Below are 22,897 nucleotides of genomic sequence, written 5' to 3'. Positions count from 1 at the left end.
GCCCCTGGAGTGACGCAAACTTCTTGATCACCGGGGAAGGGCCGGGGTGGGGGAGGGGGTGGGGGTGGGGAAGAGGGCGGGGTCAGCGGACGGCGGGGGCGGCCGTCAGGGTGCCGGCGTTCGCGTCCAGGGTGGCGGGGACGCCGATCGGGACCGTGAGCTGGCCGTGGCCGTGGCCGATCGGGAGGCCGCCCAGGACCGGGACGCCGAGGTCGCCGAGGCGCTCGCCCAGTACGTCGACGACCGTGGTGTCCCAGCCGTCCGCGCAGTCGGTGAACTGGCCGACGGCCACCCCGGCGAGGCCCGCCAGGGCGCCGGCGCGGCGGAGCTGGGTGAGCATCCGGTCGACCTTGTACGGCGGCTCCTGCACCTCCTCGACGAGGAGGACCACCCCGGTCAGGTCCGGCATGTCCGGGGTGCCGACCGAGGCGGCGAGCAGGCACAGGTTGCCGCCGAGCAGCGTCCCCGTGGCGCGACCGGGCACCCGTACGCCGAAGGTCTCCTCGCCCGGGTCCGCGGCGATCGTGACCGGCTCGGTGGTCATCAGCGCGGCGTGCAGCGACTCGGCCGAGCGCAGCGGGGTCCGCTCGTCCCGCCAGGCCGCCCCCGGGCCGTGCACCCCGGCCAGCCGGGCGCCCCGCCAGAGCGCGAGCTGGAGCGCCGTGATGTCGGAGAAGCCGGCCACCACCTTCGGGTCGCGGCGCACCGCCGCCATGTCGACGGCGTCCACGATCCGCTGCGCGCCGTAGCCGCCCCGGGTGCAGATCACCCCGCGCACCTCGGGGTCGGCGAACGCGGCGTTCAGGTCGGCGGCGCGCAGCTCGTCCGCCCCGGCCAGGTAGCCCCGCCGGGCGTACGCCTGCGGGGCGGGCACCGGCCGCAACCCCCAGCCGGTGAGCAGCTCCACGCCCCGGGCCACCCGCTCGGGCCGGGTCGGCCCGGACGGGGAGACCAGCATGACCGTGTCCCCCGGGCGCAGCACGGGCGGGCGCAGGACGGCGTCGTCGGCGATCACAGCCGCAGAGCCTAACCCTCGGAGCGGCCCCCTCGGCGCGGTCCGCCGGGCCCCTCCCGGCAACCGCCGCCGCCGGGCAGCGCCACCGCCCGGCCACCGCCGTCGCCGCCACCGCCGGGGAACGCCTCGGCGGGCCGAGGCGTTCCGGGGCGTTCCGGGGCGGCGCGGGCGTACCGGATAGCCTCGACGCGTGGGAACCGCGCTGGTGATCGAGAACGATCCGACCGATGACGTCCGCCGCCTGGGGGAGTGGCTCGTGGAGGGGGGCCTGGAGCTGCGGGTGCTGCGCCCGCACGCCGGGGACGACCTCCCCGACGACCTCGACGGGTACGTGGCCCTGGTGGTGCTGGGCGGCCCGCAGCCGCCGTACCCGCTGCCCGACGGCACCCCCGGCGCGCCCTGGTTCCCGAAGCTGGAGGGGCTGCTGCGCAAGGCCGTCCGGCACCGGGTGCCCACCCTCGGCATCTGCCTCGGCGGGCAACTGCTGGCCACCGCGCACGCCGGCCTGGTCGAGCGCAGCCCGTCGGGGCCCGAGGTCGGCCCCGCCGTGGTCGGCAAGCGCGACGCCGCCGAGACCGACCCGCTGTTCAAGTACGTGCCGCTGATCCCCGACGTGTTCCAGTGGCACGTCGACGAGATCACCGAGCTGCCGCACGGGGCGACCCTGCTGGCCGCCTCCACCCGCTACCCGAACCAGGCGTTCCGTCTCGGCGACCGGGCCTGGGGCTTCCAGTTCCACATCGAGTGCGACACGGCGATGATCGCCGACTGGGCTACCGACTCGGCCCTGCTCGCCGACCTGGGGTACGACCCCGAGCTGGTGGTCGCCGCCTGCGACCGGCTGATGGCCGACGTCGAGGAGGTGTGGCAGCCGTTCGCGATCCGGTTCGCCGCCCTCGCCCTCGGCGAGCTGGGCGACGACACCGTGCGGCGCGACCTGCCGCTGCTCGGGCACTGACCCGTGATGAGTAGACCCACCCGGGGCCGGCTGCTCCGCTACGGGTTCGGCGCGGCCGACGGCGACGACGGCGGCCGGGCCGCCGACCTGCTCGGCCCGTCCGGGCTCGGCCTGTGGCGGCCGGTGGAGCAGGAGCCCGCCGACGAGGGTGCCGTCGAGCTGCTGACCGCGCTGTCCCGGGCCGCCAACCCCGACCTGGCCCTGCGCCAGCTCCACCGGCTCGTCGAGGCCGAGCGCCGCGCCGCCGCCACGACCGCCGACGGCGGGAGACTCGCCGACTCGCCGCTGCTGGGGGCGCTGCGCGCCGACCCGGGGCTGCGCCGCCGGCTCGTCGCCGTGCTCGGCGCGTCCTCCGCCCTCGGCGACCACCTGGTGGCCAACCCGCACCAGTGGTCGGTGCTCGCCACCGCCGCCGACGGCCGGCTCGACCTGGCCACCGCCGCCCGCCTCACCCGCTCCACCCAGCCGATCGCGGTGCTGCGGCAGGCGTACCGGCTCGCCCTGCTGCGGATCGCGGCGGCGGACCTGACCGGGGGACGGGCGCTGGAGCAGGTCATGGCCGCGCTCTCCGCGCTGGCCGACGCCACCCTCACGGCGGCGTACGACATCGCTGTGGGCGAGCTGCCCGAGGGCACGACCCGGCCCCGGCTGGGCGTGGTGGCGATGGGCAAGTGCGGCGGCGTCGAGCTGAACTACGTCTCGGACGTCGACGTGATCTTCGTCTGCGCCGAGGACGACGAGCTGCCGGCGGCCACCACGGTCGCCACCCGGCTGATCCACATCTGCGGGCTGGTCGCCTGGCCGGTCGACGCGGCGCTGCGCCCCGAGGGGAGCCGGGGGCCGCTGGTCCGCACCCTGGCCAGCCACCTGGCGTACTACCGGCGCTGGGCGCGCACCTGGGAGTTCCAGGCCCTGCTGAAGGCCCGCCCGGCGGCCGGCGACCGGGAGCTGGCCCAGGAGTGGATCGACCAGCTCGCCCCGCTGGTCTGGCGGGCCGCCGAGCGCCCGGAGGCCGTCTCCGACGTCCGCGCGATGCGCCACAAGATCATCGACAACATCCCGCCGAAGGAGCTGGACCGCGAGATCAAGCGCGGCCCCGGCGGGCTGCGCGACATCGAGTTCGCCGTCCAGCTCCTGCAACTGGTGCACGGCCGGGGCGACGAGTCGCTGCGCGCGCCCGGGACCATTCCCGCCCTGCGCGCCCTCGTGACCGGCGGCTACGTCGGCCGGGCCGACGGGGAGGCCCTGCTGCGCGGGTACTGCTTCCTGCGCGGCGTCGAGCACCGCCTCCAGCTCCAGGGGCTGCGCCGCACCCACACCGTGCCCACCGAACCGGCCGCGCTGCGCTGGCTCGCCGCCGCCCTCGGCTACACGGCCACGCCGGGCCGCAGCGCCGTCGAGGAGTTCCGCGCCGAGTGGGTCACCCACGCCGCCGACGTACGCCGGCTGCACGCCAAGCTGCTGTACCGGCCGCTGCTGGAGTCCGTGGCCCGGGTCCCCGCCGACGGGCTGCGGCTCACCCCGGAGGCGGCCCGGCACCGGCTGGAGATCCTCGGCTTCGCCGACCCGGCCGGGGCGCTGCGCCACCTCCAGGCCCTCACCGGCGGGGTGAGCCGCACCGCCGCCATCCAGCGGACCCTGTTGCCGGTGCTGCTCAGCGAGTTCGCCGACGCCCCCGAACCGGACCGGGGGCTGCTCAACTACCGGCAGGTGTCGGACTCCCTCGGCAGCACCCCCTGGTACCTGCGGCTGCTGCGTGACTCCGGCCCGGTGGCCCGCCGGCTGGCCCGGGTGCTCTCCTCCTCCCGGTACGCCGCCGACCTGCTGACCCGGGAGCCGGAGGCGCTGCGCCTGCTCGCCGAGGAGAACGAGCTGACCCCGCGCCCCCACCATGTGCTCTGCGAGGGCTTCACCGCCGCGGCGGCCCGGCACGCCGACCCGGTCGAGGCGACCCGGGCGGTCCGGGCGCTGCGCCGCCGCGAACTGGTCCGCATCGCCTGCGCCGACGTGCTCAGCCGGGCCGGGTCGCTGGCCCCGAGGCCGACCCGGGAGCAGGAGCGGGCCGCCGCCGGCCGCCCCGACCGCGGCCGCGACGGCTCGTCCGCCGACCCGGACGGGCGGGCCGCGCTCGGCCTCGCCGACGTCACCGCCGTCGGCACCGCGCTCGCCGACGTCACCGACGCCACCCTCGCCGCCGCGCTGCGCGCCGCCCGGGCCACCCAGCCGGCCCTGCCCGGGCTGCGGTTCGCGGTGATCGGCATGGGCCGGCTCGGCGGGTACGAGTCGAACTACCTCTCCGACGCCGACGTGCTCTTCGTCTACGACGCGCCGCGCGGGGCGGACGACGCGGCGGCCGGCGCCGCCGCCCGCGCCATCGCCGAGGAGCTGCGCCGGCTGCTCGACGCCCCGGCCCCCGACCCGGCGCTCGGGGTGGACGCCGACCTGCGCCCCGAGGGGCGGCAGGGGCCCCTGGTGCGCAGCCTCGCCGCGTACGCCCGCTACTACGCCCGCTGGTCGAAGGTGTGGGAGGCACAGGCGCTGCTGCGCGCCCGCCACGTCTGCGGCGACGCCGACCTCTCCGCCGAGTTCGAGGCGCTGGTCGACCCGGTCCGCTACCCGGCCGACGGGCTGAACCGGGAGCAGATCGTCGAGATCCGCCGGATCAAGGCGCGGGTGGAGACCGAGCGGCTGCCCCGGGGCGCCGACCCGGCCACCCACACCAAGCTGGGCCGGGGCGGGCTCGCCGACGTGGAGTGGGCGGTACAGCTCCTCCAGCTCCGGCACGCCGGCCGGCTCCCCGCGCTGCGCGGCACCCGTACCCTCGACGCGCTCGCGGCGGCGGCCGACGCCGGCCTGCTCGACCCGTCGGACGCCACCGAGATGGCCGCCGGGTGGACGCTGGCCGCGCAGGTCCGCAACGCGCTGATGCTGGTGCGCGGCCGGGCCGGCGACCAACTGCCCCGGCACGGCGTGGAGCTGGCCGGGGTGGCCCGGCTGCTCGGCCGCGACGACCCGGGCGAGTTCCTCGACGAGTACCTGCGCACGGCCCGCCGTTCCCGCGCGGCGATGGAACGCACCTTCGACGCCTGAGGTGAAAGGAAGGGCCCCTTCTTATCGCTTTCTGCATAGGAAGGGGCCCTTCCTAACCGCGTCGGCGGCGCATGACCGTCGTCGTCAGGCGAGCGGCGCGGTGGAGATGCGGTAGGTGCCCGGACGGGACACCGTCACCGCCGTCCACCCGCCGTCGGGCCGCAGCACCGCCTGGCCGTCCACCCGCAGCCACGGGCTGTGGCGCACCCGCACCCGCGCCGTGCCCGGGCCCGGCATCCGGAAGGTCACCGAGACCGCGTCCTGCCCGACCAGCGCACCCGGGGCGGCCACCAGGGGCGTCGGGTCGGACACCGCGTAGAGCCGCCAGCGCCGCTCGGACCAGACCTCGGTGAGGTACGGCAGCCCGCCGTCGACCAGCTCCGCCTCGGCGCGCCCCACCCAGGACAGCTCGGCGTCGGGCACGGCGACGTACTGCACGGCGTTGTCGGCCAGCCAGGCCCGGTAGCTGTCGGCGGTCAGCGGAACGCCGGTGCCGGTGGCGCCCGGCACGGTGGTGAAGAAGAGGGGATTGCGGGCGATGTCGGCCTGCCGCAACCAGCCCCGCGCCAGCGGGACGTCGCCGAGTCCGGCAGCCTCCCAGTAGTCGCGGGTCGGCGGCACCTCCACCCGCCCGGTGAGCCCGCGCCGCGCCAGCTCGGCGCGCAGTGGCGCGAAGTAGCCCGGGTCGCTGGTCGGGGCCCCGACGCCCTTCAGGTCGGCCGGCACCACCGGGGGTTGCCACCAGCAGACGGCGGCCAGCAGCGCCGCCAGGGCGACGCCGGTCGTGCCGGCCCGCCGCAGTCCGCCCGGCAGCGCCGCCAGGGCGACGCCGGTCGCGCCGGCCCGCCGCAGCCCGCCCGGCAGCCGCCGGACGGCCCGGTCCGGCAGCCGGGCGGCGGCGGCCAGCACGGGCAGCGCGAACATCACGACCAGGCGGGTCGCGTTCAGCCCGACGGGCGTGTGCACGAGCGCGGCGAGCAGCACCCCGGCCGCCGACAGCAGCGCGCCCGCCCGGACCGGCCGGTACGCCACCAGCGCGGCCACCACCAGGCTGGTCGCCACCGCCCGGGTCGTGTCGGTGCGGCTGATGTTCATCCAGCCGCCCTCGCCGAACAGCAGCCCGGTCACCGCCAACGGCAGCGCTGCGGCGACGCCGAGCAGCAGCCCGTCGGCGTACCGGCGGGTGAGCAGCAGCGCCGCTCCGGCCAGGCCGACGAAGAGGCCGGCGACCGGGCTGGTCGCCGAGGCCAGCAGCGCCCCCGCGACGACCAGGGTGGCGCGCAGCCGGCGTCGCCCCGGCGGGGCGTGCGGGGGCAGGGTGAGGGCGAGCAGGGCGGCGAGCCCGAACGCCACGCCGAGGCCGTAGGTGACCCGCCCGGAGACCAGGTTGCCCGCGATGGTGACCACCCCGGCCAGGCCGCCGAGCAGCGGGCGGGGCACGCCGGTACGGACCAGCAGCGCGGCGAACGCCGTCGCCGCCGCCACCGACGCGAGGGCGCCGGTCACCCGGACGCCGAGGACGGCCATCACCGGCGGGGAGACCAGGCTGTAGCCGAGCGGCTGGATTCCGCCGTACCACCGCAGGTCCACCAGGGCCGTGCCGTGCGCGGCGAAGAAGTCGGCCCGCGCCACCTGGGCGGAGAGGTCGGAGCCCATCCGGGGCAGCAGCAGGTACACCACGCCCAGGACGGCCGCCGACGTGGCGGCCACCGCCACCGCCCGATTGCCTCGCATGCCCACCTCCGTGCCGCGCCCACCGTACTGGCAGCATGGCGGGCGTGCCTAAACACCTCGCGCGCTGGACGGGCCTGGCCGGTTCCCTGCTGCTCGCCGTGTCCGGGTTCCTCGGCGGAGCGTTCCCGGGCGGTGACCTGCGGCCCACACCGGTCAGCATCTGGCAAGGCCCGAACGGGCCGCTGATCATCCTGTCCTGGCTGGCCGGCACCGCGCTGATGGCGTGGGCGTGGTGGTCGCTGCGGGACGGGGTGCCCTCCGCGCGGTGGGCCCTGGTCACCGCCGGGCTCTGGCTGCTGCCGCTGCTGGTCGCGCCGCCGATGGCGAGCCGGGACGTGTACGCGTACGCCTGCCAGGGCGCAAGCTTCGCGGGCGGGATCAGCCCGTACGAGCACGGGGTGTCGACGCTGCCCTGCCCGTGGCTGGACACCATCTCCTACATCTGGCGCGACACCCCCGCCCCGTACGGGCCGCTGTTCGTGCTGCTCGCCGGGGCGGTGGTGAAGGCGACCGGGTCGCTGACCGCCAGCATCGTGCTGTTCCGGCTGCTCGCGGTGGCCGGGCTGGCGCTGACCGCGTGGTGCCTGCCGGCGCTGGCCCGCCGTTGCGGGGTGCCGGTCGGGCGGGCGCTGTGGCTGGCGCTGGCCTGCCCCCTGATCGGCGTGCACCTGGTCGCCGGCGCGCACAACGACGCGCTGATGGTCGGCCTGCTGGTCGCCGGCCTGACCGTGGTGGCCGCCCACCCCGGTCGCTCCGCCCCGTTGCTGGCCGGGGGCGTGCTGCTCGGGCTGGCCGCGTCGATCAAGGTCACCGGCGCGGTGGTGCTGCCGTTCGCCGCCCTGGCCGCGATCGCCGGGCCGTACCGGTTCCGGTCGCTGCTGCGTGACGGCACCCCGGTGGTGGCCGGGGCGGTCGCCGCCGTGGTGGGGGTGACCCTCGCCGGTGGGCTGGACTTCGGCTGGATCTCCGGTCTGGAGAGCGGGGGCGAGGTGATCGCCTGGACGTCGCCGTCGACCGCCGTCGGGCAGACCGTCGGGTACGTCGCGCTGCTCTTCGGCGCGCACGTCGACGCCCTGCCGGCCGCCCGGGGCGTCGGCCTCGTCGCGCTCGCCGTGCTGCTGGTCTGGCTCTGGTGGCGGGCCCGCACCCGTGATCCGCTGTTCCACGCCGGCCTGGCGCTGGCCGCCACCGTGGCGCTCTCCCCGATCGTGCACCCCTGGTACTGGATCTGGCCGCTCACCGTTCTCGCCGCCACCGCCCGCACTGGGGTGTGGTTCGCCGTGGTCGCGCTGGTGGGGTCGTTCCTGGTGCTACCGGAGGGCACGGGCCTGGCCCGCTACACCAAGGTGCCGGGCGCGCCCCTCATGACCCTGTTGGTGATCGTGCTGCTCGTCCGCTTCGTGCGGTCGGCCAGGGCCGCCCGTGCGCCGGCCCCCGCCGCCGCGGGAGCCGACTGACCAGCGCTGCGCCGACGCCGGTACGGCGGAGAAGCGGCCGGGCCGGCCCCGCGTGGTGCGGAGCCGGCCCGGCCGGTTCGTGACGGAGCGTGCTGGCCCGGGGGTCAGCAGTCGAAGTACATCGCGAACTCGTGCGGGGTCGGGCGCAGGCGCACCGGGTCGACCTCGTTGGCCCGCTTCCAGTCGATCCAGGTGGAGATCAGGTCCGGCGTGAAGACGCCGCCGTCGAGCAGGTAGTCGTGGTCGGCCTCCAGCGCGTCGAGCACGGCCGCCAGCGAGCCCGGCACCTGCTTGACGTCCCGCTGCTCCTCCGGCGGGAGGTCGTAGAGGTCCTTGTCGATCGGGGCCGGCGGCTCGATCTTGCTCTTGATGCCGTCCAGGCCGGCCATCAGCATCGCCGAGAAGGCGAGGTACGGGTTGCTCGACGGGTCCGGCACGCGGAACTCGACCCGCTTGGCCTTCGGGTTGTTGCCGGTCACCGGGATGCGGGTGCAGGCGGAGCGGTTGCGCTGCGAGTAGACCAGGTTCACCGGCGCCTCGTAGCCGGGCACCAGACGACGGTACGAGTTGACCGTCGGGTTGGTGAAGGCCAGCAGCGACGGGGCGTGGTGCAGCAGACCGCCGATGTACCAGCGGGCCAGGTCGGACAGGCCGGCGTAGCCGGTCTCGTCGTGGAACAGCGGGTCGCCGTTGAGCCACAGGCTCTGGTGGGCGTGCATGCCGGAGCCGTTGTCGCCGAAGATGGGCTTCGGCATGAACGTGGCCGTCTTGCCGTTGGCCCAGGCCTCGTTCTTGATCAGGTACTTGAAGAGTTGGAGGTCGTCCGCCGAGCGCAGCAGGGTGTCGAACCTGTAGTTGATCTCGGACTGCCCGCCGGTGCCGACCTCGTGGTGCGAGCGCTCGACGGTGAAGCCGGCGTCGACCAGGCGGCGGACCATGCTGTCGCGCAGGTCGGCGTAGTGGTCGACCGGCGGCACCGGGAAGTACCCGCCCTTGTACGCGGTCTTGTAGCCGCGGTTGCCGCCCTCCTCGACGCGGCCGGTGTTCCAGGCGCCCTCGATCGAGTCGATGTAGTAGAACGACTGGTGCCCCGAGGTCTCGTAGCGGATCGAGTCGAAAATGTAGAACTCCGCCTCGGCGCCGAAGTACGCGGTGTCGGCGATGCCGCTGGCGGAGAGGTACGCCTCGGCCTTCTTCGCCACGTTCCGCGGGTCGCGGGAGTACGCCTCGCGGGTGAACGGGTCGTGCACGAAGAAGTTCAGCGCGAGGGTCTTCTGCGCGCGGAAGGGGTCGATGAAGGCGGTCGCGACGTCGGGGAGCAGGAGCATGTCCGACTCGTGGATCGTCTGGAAGCCGCGGATCGACGACCCGTCGAAGGCGAGACCGTCGGTGAAGACGCTGTCGTCAAAGGCCTCCGCCGGCATGTTGAAGTGCTGCATCACGCCGGGCAGGTCACAGAAACGTACGTCGACGAACTTCACGTCCTCGTTCTTGAGGTATCGCAGGAGTTCCTCGGGGTTGGCGAACACACGTCCTCCTGGCAGGTGCACTCCGGTGGCTGGCTTCTGGCGACGCTATGACCGTGCGGTTGCCCGGCCGTATCTTCAGTGTTTCTGGCGCGTTACGTCGCTCGCGCTGCGTCATCTTCGCCGGTCAGTCGCCATCCGCTGTCCGTTCGGACGATACCCGCCACGGCTGCGGGCCGCATTTTACTCGCTTTCGCCCGCTTCGCCGCCCGGGGCGGTGCCGGCCGCCCCGCCGCCGTGACTACCCTTGGCCACCGTGAGCACGCCACCGCGCCCCGCGCCGAGCACACCACCGCACCCCGCGCCGCCGGCCGCCGACCCGGGCTTCGTCCCGGCCTCCCTGGGCCGCCGCTTCGGCGCCCTGGTCATCGACTGGGTGCTCTGCCTGCTGGTGTCCAACTTCTTCGCCGACCCGGTCCGCGACGGCTGGGCCCCCGTCGTCGTGCTGATCTTCGAGTACGGCTTCTTCCTCGGCCTGTTCGCCCAGACCCCCGGCATGTACGTCACCCGGATCCGCTGCCTGTCCTGGACCGACGGCGGCCGGATCGGCCTGGTCCGGGCGCTGCTGCGCGGCCTCCTGCTGACCCTCGTGGTGCCGGCCCTGATCATGGACGGCCACCGCCGCGGCCTGCACGACCGCCTGACCGGCTCGGTCGTCACCCCCGCCCCCCGAACCTGAACCCCAGCTTCCCGCCCCTCGCCCGTCCCGTCCCTGCGCAAAAACACGGAATCAGTGGCCTTCGGCGTGCGAATAGCCACTGATTCCGTGGAAGTGCGCTCAGGAGGGGGTGTCAGGTGCGGGCGGCCGGGTGCGGCGCGCGGGAGAAGGAGAGGGTCAGCGGCCGCGGGTCTGGCGGAACGCGCCGCGCGCCGGGCGCATGTTCTTCGGGATCGCGCCCTTGGGCATCTGCGGCCGGGCGGTGAGCGCCTTGAGCCGCTTGTCGAGGGCGTTGACGTCCTTGCCGCTGAGGTTGCGCGGCAGCCGCATCAGGGTCATCCGCAGCTTGCGGATCGGCAGCTCGCCCTCGGCCTGGCCGATCATGTAGTCGTAGAGCGGGGCGGAGCCGATGACCTTGGACAGCCGGCGCTTCTCCTGCCCCAGCAGGCCGCGCACCCGCTGCGTGTTCCCCTCGGCCAGGAGGATCACGCCGGGGCGGCCGATGACCAGGTGCACCATGTCCATCTGCGTGGTGGCGCTGACCGCCGGGGTGACCCGCCAGTCGCCGCGCATGCTCTCCATGATCTGCGCCGCCGCGCCCGGCTGCCCCTCGGCGGCGTTCATCATCGCCTTGTTGGACCGCAGGTTGAGCACGATCAGCAGCGCGAGCAGGGTGAACAGGATGCCCAGCGGCAGCCAGAGCCAGCCCCAGAGGACCACCGCGACCACGGTCAGCGCGAGCGGGATCAGCACCGCGCCGGCGGCCAGCGGCGCGAACCACCTGTCCTGCTTGGCGGTGAACTTGAACACCATCCCGATCTGCTTCAACCGCTGGCCGAACGAGACCTTCTCCTGGGGCTTTGCCATGCCACAGAGTCTAGTGGTCGGCGCACGCCCCGTTGATTCGCGGCCAGGTGCCGCCCCGAGGGGCGGGGTGCCGCCGGCGAGGGGCCGCAGGACCGGCCGCACGGCCCGGGGCGGCGGCCCGGGTCACGGGCGACGGGGCAGGACCGGGGCGGCGCGACCCGTGCCCCGCCGCCCGTCCGGGGCGGGGGTCGCGCCGGCCTGCTCGTGGTACTCCTCCTCGACGTTGACGGTCCACACGTCGTGCCCGGCGGAGTCGAGGATGTTCTCCACGGCCAGCATCGCCGTGAGCATCGAGTGGTCCTGGTTGTTGTAGCGGTGCATCCCGTTGCGGCCGACGGGGTGCACGTTCGGCACCGCCTCGGCGAGCCAGGCGCGCATGGTCTCCACGGCCTGTTCGTACCCGGCGTCGTAGATCGGGTACGCCTTCGGCATCCGCACCACGTACCCGGCCGAGACCGCGCCGGGGCGGACCAGCCCGAGCGCCTCCAGCTCGGCGGTGCCCAGGGCGACCAGCGCGTTGTCGGCCGAGTCCCACAGGTCGTCGCCGGCGTCGACGAAGTACTCCAGCCCGAGGCAGGTGAACCCGTCCCGCACCAGGTAGGGGGACCAGGAGCCGAAGTTCTGGATCCGGCCGACCCGTACCCCCGGGGTGTGCACGTAGATCCAGTTGTCGGGGAAGCCGGCGGCGGCCGGCACCACCAGGGCCACGGTGAGGAAGTCGCGGTGCCGCAGCGCGTCGGCGGCGGCCAGCACGTGCGGCGGCGCGGGCGGGTCCAGGGCCCGGACCAGCGCGGGCAGCGGCATGGTGCTGACGACGTGGTCGGCGGCGACCCGGCGCTCGCCGTCCGGCCCGGCCACCGTCACCGCCACCGCGCGCCCCCCGGCCCGGTGCACCACGGCGGCCCGCGACCTCAGGGTCACCGTCCCGCCGGCCTTCGTGACCAGCTCGGCGCAGCGCTCCCACATCATGCCGGGGCCGAGCTTCGGGTACTGGAACTCCTCGATGAGGCTGGTGATGTCCGCGTGGGCCCGGCGGGGCAGCAGCGCGTTGCGCACCGCGCCGGCCAGGGACAGGTTGCGGATGCGCTGGGCCGCCCAGTCCGCCTGGAGCTCGGTGGCGGGGATGCCCCAGACCTTCTCCGTGTACGTCTTGAAGAACATCCCGTACAGCCGCGCCCCGAAGCGGGCCGACACCCAGCCCTCGAAGTGGCTCTGGTCCGCCGGGGGCCGCAGTCGCGCCCACAGGTACGACCCGACGCAGCGCACCGCCTCGACGACCCCGAGGTTGCGCAGCGCGTTGCCGGCCCGCAGCGGGTAGTCGAACAGCCTGCCCCGGTAGTGGATGCGGCTCATCCGGGGGCGGAGCAGGAAGTCCCCGTCGGGCAGCACCTCGTGCCAGAACGCCTCGACCCGGGCCACCTTCGTGAAGAACCGGTGCCCGCCGATGTCGAACCGCCAGCCGTCGCGCTCGACCGTGCGGCTGATCCCCCCGACGATGTCGTCCGCCTCGACCACCTCGACGGTGGCGTTGCGCCGCGTCAGCTCGTACGCGGCGGTGAGGCCGGCGGGGCCGGCGCCGATGATCACGGTATGTTGCAGGGGCATGACTAAATTCATCATCTTCGAAGCCCCTCGGCAAGGGCCGCTTCGCAGGATGGGACGTCGGTCGATCGGTCGGCGCACCCGACCGGCGTTCAGGAGCCGGGCAGGTAGATGCGCCAGCCGTCGACCGGCACCACGCGCGCCCCGCCTGAGCGGTCGGACAGCTCCCGGTCGAGCCGGGCGGCCAGCGGCGACCCGACCGGCGCCACGTACGCCGGGTTCGCCGCCCGCCGCACCGCCTCCCGGTACGCCGGGTAGCGGTCGAACCCGGGCCGCAGCTCGTCGTCGACCACCGCGCAGACCACCCGCTCGGCGGTGGCGAAGGTGACCGCGTTGCAGGTCCAGTAGCCGCCGTAGATGTGGCGCACCCCGTGCCGGTCGAGGGCGGCGACCAGCGCGCGCCGCTGCGCGGCGACCTCCCTGGCCTGCCCCGCCGCGCCCACCGCGTCGACCGTCGCCACCGCCGCCGTGCCGACCGTCGCCGCGAGGACGGCCAGCGCCGCCACCCGGGCGACCCCGCCCCGCGCCCCGGGCCGCCGGGCGCGCAGGGCGTCGCGCAGCGGCCAGAGCAGCGCCGGCAGCGCGATCGCCACGCAGGACAGGTAGCGGGCGCTCTCCACCGGGGTCCGGCCCGCCGCGTTGCTCACCGCGTACGCCGCGACGCTGCCCGCCGCCCCGGCCAGCAGCGCGAGCCGCACGGCCGCCCCGGCCCTGCCCTCGTCGGCCCTGTCCGGGTCGGCCCCGCCCGCGTCGGCGAACCCGCCGCCCGCGTCGGCCCTGCCCGCGTGAGCGAGTCCGCCGCCCGCGTCGGCGAACCCGCCGCCCGAGGTGCCGCGCGGCCGGCGCAGGGCGCGCCACGCGGCCAGCGTCGCCAGGGCCAGCAGGACGGGGAACGCCGCCGCCCACCAGAGCTGCCACGGCGCGCAGTGCGACGGCGAGCAGAAGCCCATCCCCAGCGGCGGTCCCAGCACCAGCCCGCCGTGCAGCCGGTCCGCCCAGGACGCCGGGGTCTCCGCGCCGCTGGCCGCGAACACGGCGGCGAGGGGGTTACGCCCGTGGGCCAGGCTGTGCCCCAGCATCGGGGCGGCCCCCGCCAGCGCCCCGGCGGCGACCAGCGCCCCGGCCCGGCCGACCAGCTCCCGTCGGCACCACACGGCCAGCACCGCGCCCGTGGCCGCGACGTACGGCAGCAGCAGGGGGTCGACCCACACGGTGAGCCCGGCCAGCAGCCCCCAGCCCGCCCACCGGGCCGCCCGGCCCACCGACCGCCCCGCCACGCCGGCCGCAACCCGATCGTCCCCGACGGCCCCCGGCCGCCCCGCCACGCCGGCCGCAACCCGATCGTCCCCGACCGTCCCCGACCGCCCCGCCGCGCACAGGCCCAGTGTCAGCAGCGCCAGCCCGGCCCCCATCGGGTTCAGCTCCGGATACCCGCCGCCGGCGATGAACTGGTTCTTCACCACCCGGTCCGAGCCGAGCGCGAGCAGCCCCACCACCAGCAGGGCGAACCACCGGCCGCCGCCGAGCCGGCGGGTCAGCCGCCAGGTCAGCAGCAGGAACGCCGCGTACAGGGCGAGCAGTGGCAGCCGCAGGGCGAGCACGGAGGGCCCGGCCAGGGCGAAGAGCGGGGCGGCGAGGTACGCCTCCAGCGTCCCCATGTACGACTGCCCGTAGAACCAGACGGGCAGGTGCCGCCCCTGCGCGATGTGCAGCGCGGCCAACCCCATCGTGGCCTCGTCGCTGTTGGTGGGCGGCGCGTCGTGCAGCAGCAGCCACAGCCGGTACCCGAGCCCGGCCAGCACGGCGAGCCCGGTCAGGGCGACGGGCGGCGCGAACCACCGCCGCCGGGGCGCGGCCGGGGCGAGGTAGCCCTGGCCGCGTACCCCCGTGGTCATGACCCGATCATGTCACCCGCCGGGACGGGCGGACGGCCGGCGCGCGGGGTCGGCGCGCGCGGCGGGCGGTCAGGCGCGGACGGCCTCGCGGGCGTCCAGGGCCTGCCGGTAGAGCCGGCCGGCGCGGTACGACGAGCGCACCAGCGGCCCGCTCATCACCCCGGCGAAGCCGATCTCCTCGGCCTCCTCGCGCAGCTCCACGAACTCCTCCGGCTTGACCCAGCGGGTCACCGGGTGGTGCCGGGGCGAGGGGCGCAGGTACTGCGTGATCGTGATCAGCTCGCAGCCGGCGTCGTGCAGGTCGCGCAGCGCCTGCGACACCTCGGCCCGCTCCTCGCCCATGCCGAGGATCAGGTTGCTCTTGGTGACCAGGCCGTCGGCGCGGGCCTGCCGGATCACGTCCAGTGACCGCTCGTAGCGGAACGCCGGCCGGATGCGCTTGAAGATCCGGGGCACCGTCTCGACGTTGTGCGCCAGCACCTCCGGGCGCGAGCCGAAGACCTCGGCGAGCTGCTCGGGGACGGCGTTGAAGTCGGGGATCAGCAGCTCCACGCCGCAGCCCGGCTGGAGGGCGTGGATCTGGCGGACCGTCTCGGCGTACAGCCAGGCCCCGCCGTCGGGCAGGTCGTCGCGGGCGACGCCGGTGATCGTGGCGTACCGCAGGCCCATCGACACCACGGACTCGGCGACCCGGCGCGGCTCGTCGGCGTCGAACTCGGCCGGCTTGCCCGTGTCGATCTGGCAGAAGTCGCAGCGCCGGGTGCACTGGTCGCCGCCGATGAGGAAGGTGGCCTCCCGGTCCTCCCAGCACTCGTAGATGTTGGGGCAGCCGGCCTCCTGGCAGACGGTGTGCAGCCCCTCGCGCGAGACGAGCCCGCGAAGCTGGGTGTACTCCGGCCCCATCTTGGCCTTGACCTTGATCCACGGGGGCTTGCGCTCGATCGGCGTCTCGGCGTTGCGCGCCTCGATCCGCAGCATCCGCCGCCCCTCGGGGGCCACCGTCGCGGTGCGCGCGCCGGGGCTGGTCGTCGGCTGCTCGGTCATCGTCGGCTGCCCGACCGTCGGCTGCTCAGTCGTCGGCGCGAAATGCTCGATCGTCACGAAACCGAGCGTACGCCGGACGCCCGCCGTCGATGAACGTGACGCGACGCCCGTCACCCCGCGCCCCCTGTGACGCCGCCCACCGCCTGCAAGGAAGGGCCCCCTGTTAACGCATTCGGTAGAGGAAGGGCCCCCTCCTAACACCCAGGTCGGGAAAATGGCCCACCCGCCGGCCGACCAGCCTGGTACCTTGCCCCGCAAAGCTGTGACGGAGCCGAGTAACGCGCCGCCCCGCCAGCCCAGAGAGCCGCCGTTCGCTGCGAGGCGGTCTGGCGCCGGCGCGCGAAGACCCTCCCGAGCTGCGGGAAGAACGGCGGTCGGTAGGTACGCCCGCCCAGTAGAGCCCGCCCGGCTGGCCCCGGTCACCAGGCGACGAACGAGGCCCCCGCGCCAGCGGGGGCGAAGGTGTGGTGGCACCGCGAGGACCCGCTCGCCCACACCTCCCGGGGATCGCGTTGCGATTGATCGAGGAGGTACCCGCCGTGCAACGCATCCTGTCCACCCAGCTCCCCGCCCACGCCGGCGCGACCGTCCGGGTCGCCGGCTGGGTGCACCGCCGCCGGCTGCTCAAGTCGGTGGCGTTCCTGATCGTGCGGGACGCCGCCGGCCTGACCCAGGTCGTGGTCACCGACCCGGCCGCCCGCGCCGCCGTCGAGAAGCTCACCGAGGAGACCGTCATCGAGGTCGTCGGCACGGCCACCGCGAACCCGGCGGCCCCCGCCGGGGTCGAGCTGACCGACCCGACGGTACGACCGCTCGGCCCGCCCGCCGTCGTACCCCCGTTCGACCTGTACCGGCCGACGCTGGCCGCGACCCTGCCCACCCAGCTCGACCACGCGCCCGTCGCCCTGCGCCACCCGCGCCGGTCGGCGGCGCTGCGCATCTCGGCGGCGGCCGTGGCCGGGTTCCGGGCCGCCCTGGACGCCCGCGACTTCGTGGAGATCCACACGCCCAAGGTGGTGGGCTCGTCCACCGAGTCCGGGGCGAACGTGTTCGCGCTGGACTGGTTCGGCCGGCCCGCGTACCTGGCCCAGTCGCCGCAGTTCTACAAGCAGCTCATGGTCGGCGTCTTCGAGCGGGTGTACGAGGTCGGGCCGGTGTTCCGGGCCGAGCCGCACGACACCGCCCGGCACCTGGCGCAGTACACCTCACTCGACGCGGAGCTGGGCTTCGTCGCCGACCACACCGACGTCATGGCCGTGCTGCGGGACACGGTCGCCGGGATGTTGGCGACCGTGGCGGAGCGGGCCGGCGCAGCCCTGGCCACGCTGGGCGTGACCCCGCCGCAGGTGCCGGCGCGGATCCCGGAGGTGCACTTCACCGAGGCCCTGGCCATCGCCGGCGCCCCGGCCGACGAGCCGGACCTCGCCCCCGCCCACGAGCGGGCGCTGGGGGAGTGGGCCCGCGCGGAGCACGGCTCGGAGTTCCTCTTCGTCACCGGGTACCCGATGGCGAAACGGCCCTTCTACACCCATCCCGACCCGGCCCGGCCGGCGTACTCGAACGGGTTCGACCTGCTGTTCCGGGGCGTCGAGCTGGTCACGGGCGGGCAGCGCCTGCACCGGTACGACGACTACCTGGCGGCGCTCGCGGCGCGCGGCGAGCCGGTCGAGCCGTACGCGGCGTACGTGGACGCGTTCCGGCACGGGATGCCGCCGCACGGCGGCTTCGCCATCGGCCTGGAACGCTTCGTCGCCCGGCTGGTCGGGGCGGCCAACGTCCGCGAGGTCACGGCCTTCCCCCGCGACCTGCACCGCCTCACCCCCTGACGAGCGACCAGCCAGCCGCTACCCTCTGCGGCGGTCCTCCACCCGCCGGCCCATGTGACTCTGAGTGATGCTCTGAGCCTCCTGGGGCGCGGCCGCTCGGCCGCGCCCCAGGTCATGGGCCGTCTAGCTGGCTCAACCGAGCCACCTACCCCACTCGTTTTGGACCCTTTGCTCTGCTCCCACCCACGCAACAACGACTTTCAGTAACTGTTGCGTGGGTGGGTGCAGAGCAAAGGCAAAGGGGGCGGGGTATGGGTGGGAGGGGATCGGTCACGCTGAGTGCCCAGCATTGCGGCGGGGGTGCCCGGCCTGGAAGACAATGTCCCGGCCGCCGCCGTACCGGGCCGACGCGCACCGGCCCGGTGTGCCTCGAACTGACGACTCACCGGGCCGGGGCGGTCAGATCGGGCCGAGCAGGTCCCAGAGGTTGCCGGCGACGTCGCGAAAGACGGCCACCTGGCCGTACGGCTCGGCGCGCGGCGGCCCGACGAACTCCACACCCGCGTCGACGAGGCGGCGATGGGTGGCGTCGAAATCGTCGACCCGCAGGAAGAATCCGACCCGCCCGGCGGTCTGGGCCCCGACCGCCGCCTCCTGCCGCGCGTCGTCGGCCCGGGCCAGCAGCAGACCGGTCTGCGCGCCCGGTGGGCGGACCACCACCCATCGCTTCGGGCGGCCGTCGGTGGTCTCCGCCGGGGAGTCCTCGACCAGCTCGAAGTCGAGGACCTCGGTGAAGAAGGCGATCGCCGGGTCGTACTCGGCGACGACGAGGGTGACGAGCTCGATCGGCACCCGCCGAGCCTAGAGCGTGGTCAGGGTGGGGAGGTGGCGCTCGACCACCGGGAGCACGTCGGCGACCGTGACCGGGCGGCCCAGCTCGGCCGTCAGCGAGGTGACCCCCGCGTCGCGGATGCCGCAGGGCACGATCCGGTCGAAGTACGCCAGGTCGCAGTCGCAGTTGATCGAGAAGCCGTGCAGGGTGACCCCCCGGGCGACCCGGATGCCGATGGCGGCGACCTTGCGGGCCGGGCCCCGGTCGTCCTCGGGCACCCAGACCCCGCTGCGCCCCTCGACCCGGCCGGCTGCCAGCCCGAACTCGGCGCAGACGTCGATCAGCAGTTGCTCGGTGCGCCGCACGTACGCCACCACGTCGACCGGGTCGGGCAGCTTCACGATCGGGTACCCGACGAGCTGCCCGGGGCCGTGCCAGGTGATCTTGCCGCCCCGGTCGACGTCGACGACGGGGGTGCCGTCCATCGGCCGGTCCCACGGCTCGGTGCGCTTGCCGGCGGTGTAGACGCTCGGATGCTCCAGCAGCAGCACGGTGTCCCCGCGCTCGCCGGCCACCACCGCCTCGTGCAGCCGCCGCTGCTCGTCCCACGCGGCCTGGTAGTCGAGCACCCCTGCACGTACGGCGGTCAGCCCCGGAATCGTCGCGGTCACGCCCACCAGCGTAGTCCTGTACCCGCCGGTCACCTGCGGTGAGCCGGCTCACCGTGGCGCGTCGCGTCAGGCCGGGGGCACCCTCCACAGCCACACGTCGTCCACCCGCTGCGGGGGGCCGAGCAGGGCCGTGGCGGTGCGGAGCAGCGCGTCGGCGTCGAGCGGGTACTTGGCCCCGTGCACCCGGTCGGCGAGGACGACCACCTCGACGCCCCAGTACCGCAGGTCGGCCAGGGAGAGCCGGATGCTGCCCTCGGTGATGATCGGCACGAGCCCGGTCCGGCCGGCCTGGTCCATGAGCGTGTCGAAGGTGCGCGGGACCGGACCGATCCGGCCCCGGCCGTCCGGGCCGCCCGGGCCGAGGAAGAACCCGGCGGGGAGGCGGAACTCGCCCTGCCGGTGGGCGAGCGCGTACGCCTGCCAGCGCTGCCCGTCCGGGGTCACGTCGAGGGTCAGCGGCAGCGGGGTGAGCACCCCGCCCGGGGAGACGTACTCCTTCCAGGTGCCGGCGGTGATGAACGCCGGCACCGGCTCGCGGACGCTGGTCAGCAGCGGGGTGGGCAGCAGCGGCAGCAGCGCCGCCGCGAAGCCGAGGACCCACGCGGCGGACGCGGCGCGGTGGCGCGGCGGGTCGGCCCGCAGCCGGTCGACGGCGTACGCCAGCAGCAGCCCGATCACCGGGGCGACCACGAGGGCCAGCCGGGACGGCAGGGCGGCGTTGACCACGGGCAGGCCGTCGAGCAGCAGGAACGGCAGCGGCGCGTCGGTGTGCGCGCCGTTCCACTTCGCCCGGGGCCCCCAGGAGAGCACCGCGAAGACCACGCCGGTGACGCCGAGCGCCGCCACGGTGGCCCGGCGGGCCCGGTCCCGCGACCAGAGGAAGGCGAAGCAGGTCACGGCGAGCAGCAGCAGCGGCACCCCGAAGAAGGAGTTCTCCTCCGTCGGGTTCGGCGCGAGCGAGGTGCCCAGGCCCGCCTCGCCGGCCAGGGAGCGCCTCGGGTACGCCCCGTACGCGGCGATGTCCTCGGCGTGGATGACCGGGTCGAAGCCGGTGCCGTGGAACCGCTGCGGCCCCGCGAAGTGCAGCCACAGCGGGTACGCCAGCAGCAGCCCGGCGGTCAGCGCGGTGACGCCCAGCCCGCCGAGGAAGCCGGGCAGCGCGGCGCGGGCCTGCGCCCGCCGGCTGGGGTGCAGCGCCCAGACGGGCAGGAAGACGCCGAGCGCGAGGGCGGTGAAGAACAGCCCCTCGGCGGCGATGGAGAAGGCCACCGCGACGGCGACGCCGAGCACGATCCCGTTGCGCAGCCGGTGCTCGGGGCGGCGCAGCGCGAAGACCCGCCAGACCAGCAGCGGCACCAGCCAGCCGGCGGTCCAGTTCAGGTGGGCGTTGGCGTGCGACACCATGCCGGGGGAGTACGCGACGAAGAGCGCGCCGAGCGCCGCCGCGAGCCGGCTGCGCACGAGGTGCCGGGAGAGCAGCAGGTACCAGGCCACCGCCGTGGCGGCCAGGTTCAGGGTGAGGATCACCAGGAACGTGGCCGGCGGCCCGATCAGGTACGTCAGCGGGGCGAAGACCGCCGCGTACACGGTGATCGAGGTGTTGACCGCGAGGTTCACCCCGTCGGGGACGTTGAGCAGGTGGGTGAAGAGCGGGTTCTCCCCGTGGGTGAGCGCGTGCCCGCCGAAGGCGAGCAGCCACTCGAACAGCGCCTGGTCGCTGGAGTTCGCGGTGATCGCCCGCTGGTTCGGGTCCCGCCAGAGCCCGCTGGTCACCCAGACCGCCAGCGCGAGCGCGACCAGGACGACGGTCAGGTCGGCGCGGCGGTCACGGCGGGCGGCGGGGGCGTCGGCGACGGGGGCGGGCGTCGGTTCAGCGGCCGGGGACGGGGACGGGGAGGACGGCACGGAGCGGACGTTACCAACCGTGTCTGGACACGCCGGTCAGACACGAGCCCGGGGTAAGGAGGGGCACCCTGTCAACGCATTCCGCATGGCAAGGGGCCCCGGCAATCACAGCCTCGCGCTCAGTCGTGCAGCGCCGCGTGCAGGGCGCCGGGAAGGTCGGGGTGGTGGTAGTCGAAGCCGGCCCGACGCAGGACGGCGGGCAGGACCCGGGCGCTGGTCAACGCCTCCTGGGCGAAGCCGCCGAGCGCCACCTTCAGGGCCAGCGCCGGGATCGGCAGCACCGCCGGGCGGTGCAGTTGACGGGCCAGTTCCCTGGTGAACTCGGCGTTGGTGACCGGGGCCGGGCCGACCACGTTGACCGGGCCGGCCACGTCGTCGCGGTCCAGCAGGAACCGCACCGCCCGCAGCCAGTCGGCCATCGAGATCCACGGCAGCCACTGCCGGCCGCTGCCCAGCCGCCCGGCGACGCCCAGCTTGAACGGCAGGAGCTGCGGCTTGAGCAGCCCGCCGTCGCGGTGCAGCGGCAGCCCGGTGCGCAGCCGGACCACCCGTACGCCCGCGTCCTCGGCCGGTCGGGTGGCCGCCTCCCAGACCCGGCAGACGTCGGCGAGGAAGCCCTCGCCCGCCGGGGCGTCCTCCTCGACCACCCGGTCGCCGGTGTTGCCGTACCAGCCGACGGCCGAGGAGTTCAGCAGGACCGCCGGCCGGTCGGCGGCCGGCAGCCCGGCGATCGTGACGGCCAGGGTGGTGGAGCTGTCGACGCGGCTCGACCTGATCAGCCGCTTGTACCGCTCGTCCCACCGCTTGTCGCCGACGCCCGCGCCGGCCAGGTTGACCACGGCGTCCGCCTCGGCGACCACGGCGGGGTCGAGCTGCGCGCCGGCCGGATTCCACCGCCGCTCGTCGGGGGTACGCGCCGGCCGCCGGACCAGCCGGGTGACCTGGTGCCCGTCGGCGGCCAGGCGGTCGGCCAGCCGGGTGCCCAGGAAGCCGGACGCGCCGGCCATGAGAATCCGCATGCCTCCATCTTCGGGTACGTCGCCGTCCCGTACGCGGTGAGCGGGATGAAGGAGCGCTCGGCTGACGCCGCCCGCTGGGCGCAGGTAGGCCAGTAGCCGTCAGGTCTGACCATACTGACCCGCCTCCAAGTGCAGGGCTTCAAGAGTCTGCTCGACGTCGATGTCGAGGTCGCTTCGGAACCGCGAGTGGTCCAGCACGGCTGCGGTGGCGAAGGCCGCCATCACCTCGGCTCGGGGCACGAACGCGTGCCGCCTGACCGGGATCAGGCGGCCGATCGGCGTGCCGCCGCGAGCGATGGCGAACGATTCCCCGTCCTCGACCCCACGCATGGCGCCGGAGTCGTCATTCCGTACCTCGGCTCGGGGCACGAACGCGTGCCGCCTGACCGGGATCAGGCGGCCGATCGGCGTGCCGCCGCGAGCGATGGCGAACGATTCCCCGTCCTCGACCCCACGCATGGCGCCGGAGTCGTCATTCCGTTTGATCTGTGCACGTTCCGGTGCGGCGGGGCCTCGCCCAGCCGATGAAGCGGGTGAAGAGCTGTTCCGGTGTGGGCCCGTCGTGCGGGTTCAGGGTGTACAGTTCGTCGGCCGCCTCGTGCAGCAGCGTGGCCAGGTAGATCAGCAACGTCACCCGGGCATCGGCGTACTCGCGCAGCAGGGTGAGCCGCGCCGTCGCGCACGGCCAGGGCGCGGCGCACGCCCGGCAGAGCCAGAGCGGGCGCAGCGGCAGGTGCGCGCCGCTCACCACCGGCCGCCGTTGGCGCGGCGGACCTGGGCCGGGACGAAGCGCCCTGCCCGACTGTCCGGCGGTGGTGTGGGCGGTTCGGTGGGCACCGCCGCGCGCCGGTCGGGGCA

The 22,897-nt window shown here is 75.0% G+C and carries 18 protein-coding genes; 5 read left to right on the top strand and 13 right to left on the bottom strand.

The annotated features are described in order from the left end of the window. Positions 1-82 precede the first annotated feature (82 nt). The gene (locus LPU43_RS11935; protein WP_229400389.1) at positions 83-1,012 is read right to left on the bottom strand and encodes a S66 peptidase family protein; all 930 of its coding nucleotides are present in this window, start codon (positions 1,010-1,012) and stop codon (positions 83-85) included. 193 nt (positions 1,013-1,205) lie between these two features. On the opposite strand from LPU43_RS11935, the gene LPU43_RS11930 reads away from it, so the two are divergent. Next, positions 1,206-1,973: a type 1 glutamine amidotransferase gene (locus LPU43_RS11930; RefSeq protein ID WP_229400352.1), complete on the top strand. Its 768-nt coding sequence runs from the start codon at positions 1,206-1,208 to the stop codon at positions 1,971-1,973. Positions 1,974-1,979: 6 nt separating this feature from the next. After that, a complete protein-coding gene (locus LPU43_RS11925; protein WP_229400351.1) occupies positions 1,980-5,063 on the top strand; it encodes a bifunctional [glutamine synthetase] adenylyltransferase/[glutamine synthetase]-adenylyl-L-tyrosine phosphorylase in 3,084 nt (1,027 codons plus the stop codon). Positions 5,064-5,147: 84 nt separating this feature from the next. Here LPU43_RS11925 and LPU43_RS11920 read toward each other — a convergent pair whose 3' ends face one another. After that, the gene (locus tag LPU43_RS11920) at positions 5,148-6,797 is read right to left on the bottom strand and encodes a hypothetical protein (protein WP_229400350.1); all 1,650 of its coding nucleotides are present in this window, start codon (positions 6,795-6,797) and stop codon (positions 5,148-5,150) included. Positions 6,798-6,841: 44 nt separating this feature from the next. On the opposite strand from LPU43_RS11920, the gene mptB reads away from it, so the two are divergent. After that, positions 6,842-8,254 (top strand): polyprenol phosphomannose-dependent alpha 1,6 mannosyltransferase MptB, encoded by a 1,413-nt coding sequence (mptB, locus tag LPU43_RS11915; RefSeq protein WP_229400349.1) that lies wholly within the window; start codon positions 6,842-6,844, stop codon positions 8,252-8,254. A 104-nt stretch (positions 8,255-8,358) separates the two neighbouring features. On the opposite strand, the gene glnA is transcribed toward mptB, so the two are convergent. Continuing rightward, positions 8,359-9,783: a type I glutamate--ammonia ligase gene (gene glnA, locus LPU43_RS11910; protein ID WP_229400348.1), complete on the bottom strand. Its 1,425-nt coding sequence runs from the start codon at positions 9,781-9,783 to the stop codon at positions 8,359-8,361. Between the two features lie 253 nt (positions 9,784-10,036). Between glnA and LPU43_RS11905 the strand changes: the two genes are divergently transcribed. After that, positions 10,037-10,459 (top strand): RDD family protein, encoded by a 423-nt coding sequence (locus LPU43_RS11905; RefSeq protein WP_373321691.1) that lies wholly within the window; start codon positions 10,037-10,039, stop codon positions 10,457-10,459. 156 nt (positions 10,460-10,615) lie between these two features. Here the strand turns inward: LPU43_RS11905 and LPU43_RS11900 are convergent, their stop codons facing one another. The 4 genes from LPU43_RS11900 to lipA form a co-directional block, all read right to left on the bottom strand. Then, complete coding sequence (locus tag LPU43_RS11900; RefSeq protein WP_229400347.1) at positions 10,616-11,305, bottom strand: DUF4191 domain-containing protein; 690 nt, start codon at positions 11,303-11,305, stop codon at positions 10,616-10,618. Positions 11,306-11,428: 123 nt separating this feature from the next. Next, entirely contained in the window at positions 11,429-12,910 is a 1,482-nt protein-coding gene (locus LPU43_RS11895) for an NAD(P)/FAD-dependent oxidoreductase (protein WP_229400346.1), read from the bottom strand. Between the two features lie 89 nt (positions 12,911-12,999). After that, positions 13,000-14,802: a hypothetical protein gene (locus LPU43_RS11890; protein ID WP_229400345.1), complete on the bottom strand. Its 1,803-nt coding sequence runs from the start codon at positions 14,800-14,802 to the stop codon at positions 13,000-13,002. Between the two features lie 69 nt (positions 14,803-14,871). Next, positions 14,872-15,960 carry a lipoyl synthase gene (lipA, locus tag LPU43_RS11885; protein ID WP_229400344.1) on the bottom strand — a complete coding sequence of 363 codons (1,089 nt, stop codon included), beginning with the start codon at positions 15,958-15,960 and terminating at the stop codon, positions 14,872-14,874. Between the two features lie 425 nt (positions 15,961-16,385). On the opposite strand from lipA, the gene aspS reads away from it, so the two are divergent. Beyond that, positions 16,386-17,672 carry an aspartate--tRNA(Asn) ligase gene (gene aspS, locus LPU43_RS11880; protein WP_229400343.1) on the top strand — a complete coding sequence of 429 codons (1,287 nt, stop codon included), beginning with the start codon at positions 16,386-16,388 and terminating at the stop codon, positions 17,670-17,672. A 399-nt stretch (positions 17,673-18,071) separates the two neighbouring features. Here aspS and LPU43_RS11875 read toward each other — a convergent pair whose 3' ends face one another. The 6 genes from LPU43_RS11875 to LPU43_RS11850 form a co-directional block, all read right to left on the bottom strand. Next, positions 18,072-18,464 (bottom strand): VOC family protein, encoded by a 393-nt coding sequence (locus tag LPU43_RS11875; protein ID WP_229400342.1) that lies wholly within the window; start codon positions 18,462-18,464, stop codon positions 18,072-18,074. Positions 18,465-18,473: 9 nt separating this feature from the next. Beyond that, positions 18,474-19,115 (bottom strand): lipoyl(octanoyl) transferase LipB, encoded by a 642-nt coding sequence (gene lipB, locus LPU43_RS11870; RefSeq protein ID WP_229400341.1) that lies wholly within the window; start codon positions 19,113-19,115, stop codon positions 18,474-18,476. A 66-nt stretch (positions 19,116-19,181) separates the two neighbouring features. Then, entirely contained in the window at positions 19,182-21,020 is a 1,839-nt protein-coding gene (locus LPU43_RS11865; RefSeq protein WP_373321690.1) for a DUF6311 domain-containing protein, read from the bottom strand. A 119-nt stretch (positions 21,021-21,139) separates the two neighbouring features. After that, on the bottom strand, positions 21,140-22,039 hold the full coding sequence (locus LPU43_RS11860; protein ID WP_229400340.1) for a TIGR01777 family oxidoreductase: 900 nt from the start codon (positions 22,037-22,039) through the stop codon (positions 21,140-21,142). A 99-nt stretch (positions 22,040-22,138) separates the two neighbouring features. Next, complete coding sequence (locus LPU43_RS11855) at positions 22,139-22,498, bottom strand: hypothetical protein (protein WP_229400339.1); 360 nt, start codon at positions 22,496-22,498, stop codon at positions 22,139-22,141. Between the two features lie 13 nt (positions 22,499-22,511). After that, positions 22,512-22,787, bottom strand: coding sequence for a hypothetical protein (locus tag LPU43_RS11850; RefSeq protein ID WP_229400338.1), 276 nt, complete (start codon positions 22,785-22,787; stop codon positions 22,512-22,514). Positions 22,788-22,897 lie beyond the last annotated feature (110 nt).

This window comes from Micromonospora okii, assembly GCF_020884795.1.
Taxonomy (GTDB): Bacteria; Actinomycetota; Actinomycetes; order Mycobacteriales; family Micromonosporaceae; genus Micromonospora; species Micromonospora okii.
The sequence above is the reverse complement of the archived record's forward strand: the minus strand, read 5'-3'. Positions and strand labels throughout refer to the sequence as shown.

Coding starts and splice junctions, on each gene's coding strand:
- LPU43_RS11925 (WP_229400351.1), top strand. CDS start 1,980: ATGAGTAGACCCACCCGGGGCCGGCTGCTCCGCTACGGGTTCGGCGCG.
- LPU43_RS11920 (WP_229400350.1), bottom strand. CDS start 6,797: ATGCGAGGCAATCGGGCGGTGGCGGTGGCCGCCACGTCGGCGGCCGTC.
- LPU43_RS11900 (WP_229400347.1), bottom strand. CDS start 11,305: ATGGCAAAGCCCCAGGAGAAGGTCTCGTTCGGCCAGCGGTTGAAGCAG.
- LPU43_RS11895 (WP_229400346.1), bottom strand. CDS start 12,910: ATGCCCCTGCAACATACCGTGATCATCGGCGCCGGCCCCGCCGGCCTC.
- LPU43_RS11890 (WP_229400345.1), bottom strand. CDS start 14,802: ATGACCACGGGGGTACGCGGCCAGGGCTACCTCGCCCCGGCCGCGCCC.
- LPU43_RS11860 (WP_229400340.1), bottom strand. CDS start 22,039: ATGCGGATTCTCATGGCCGGCGCGTCCGGCTTCCTGGGCACCCGGCTG.
- LPU43_RS11855 (WP_229400339.1), bottom strand. CDS start 22,498: ATGCGTGGGGTCGAGGACGGGGAATCGTTCGCCATCGCTCGCGGCGGC.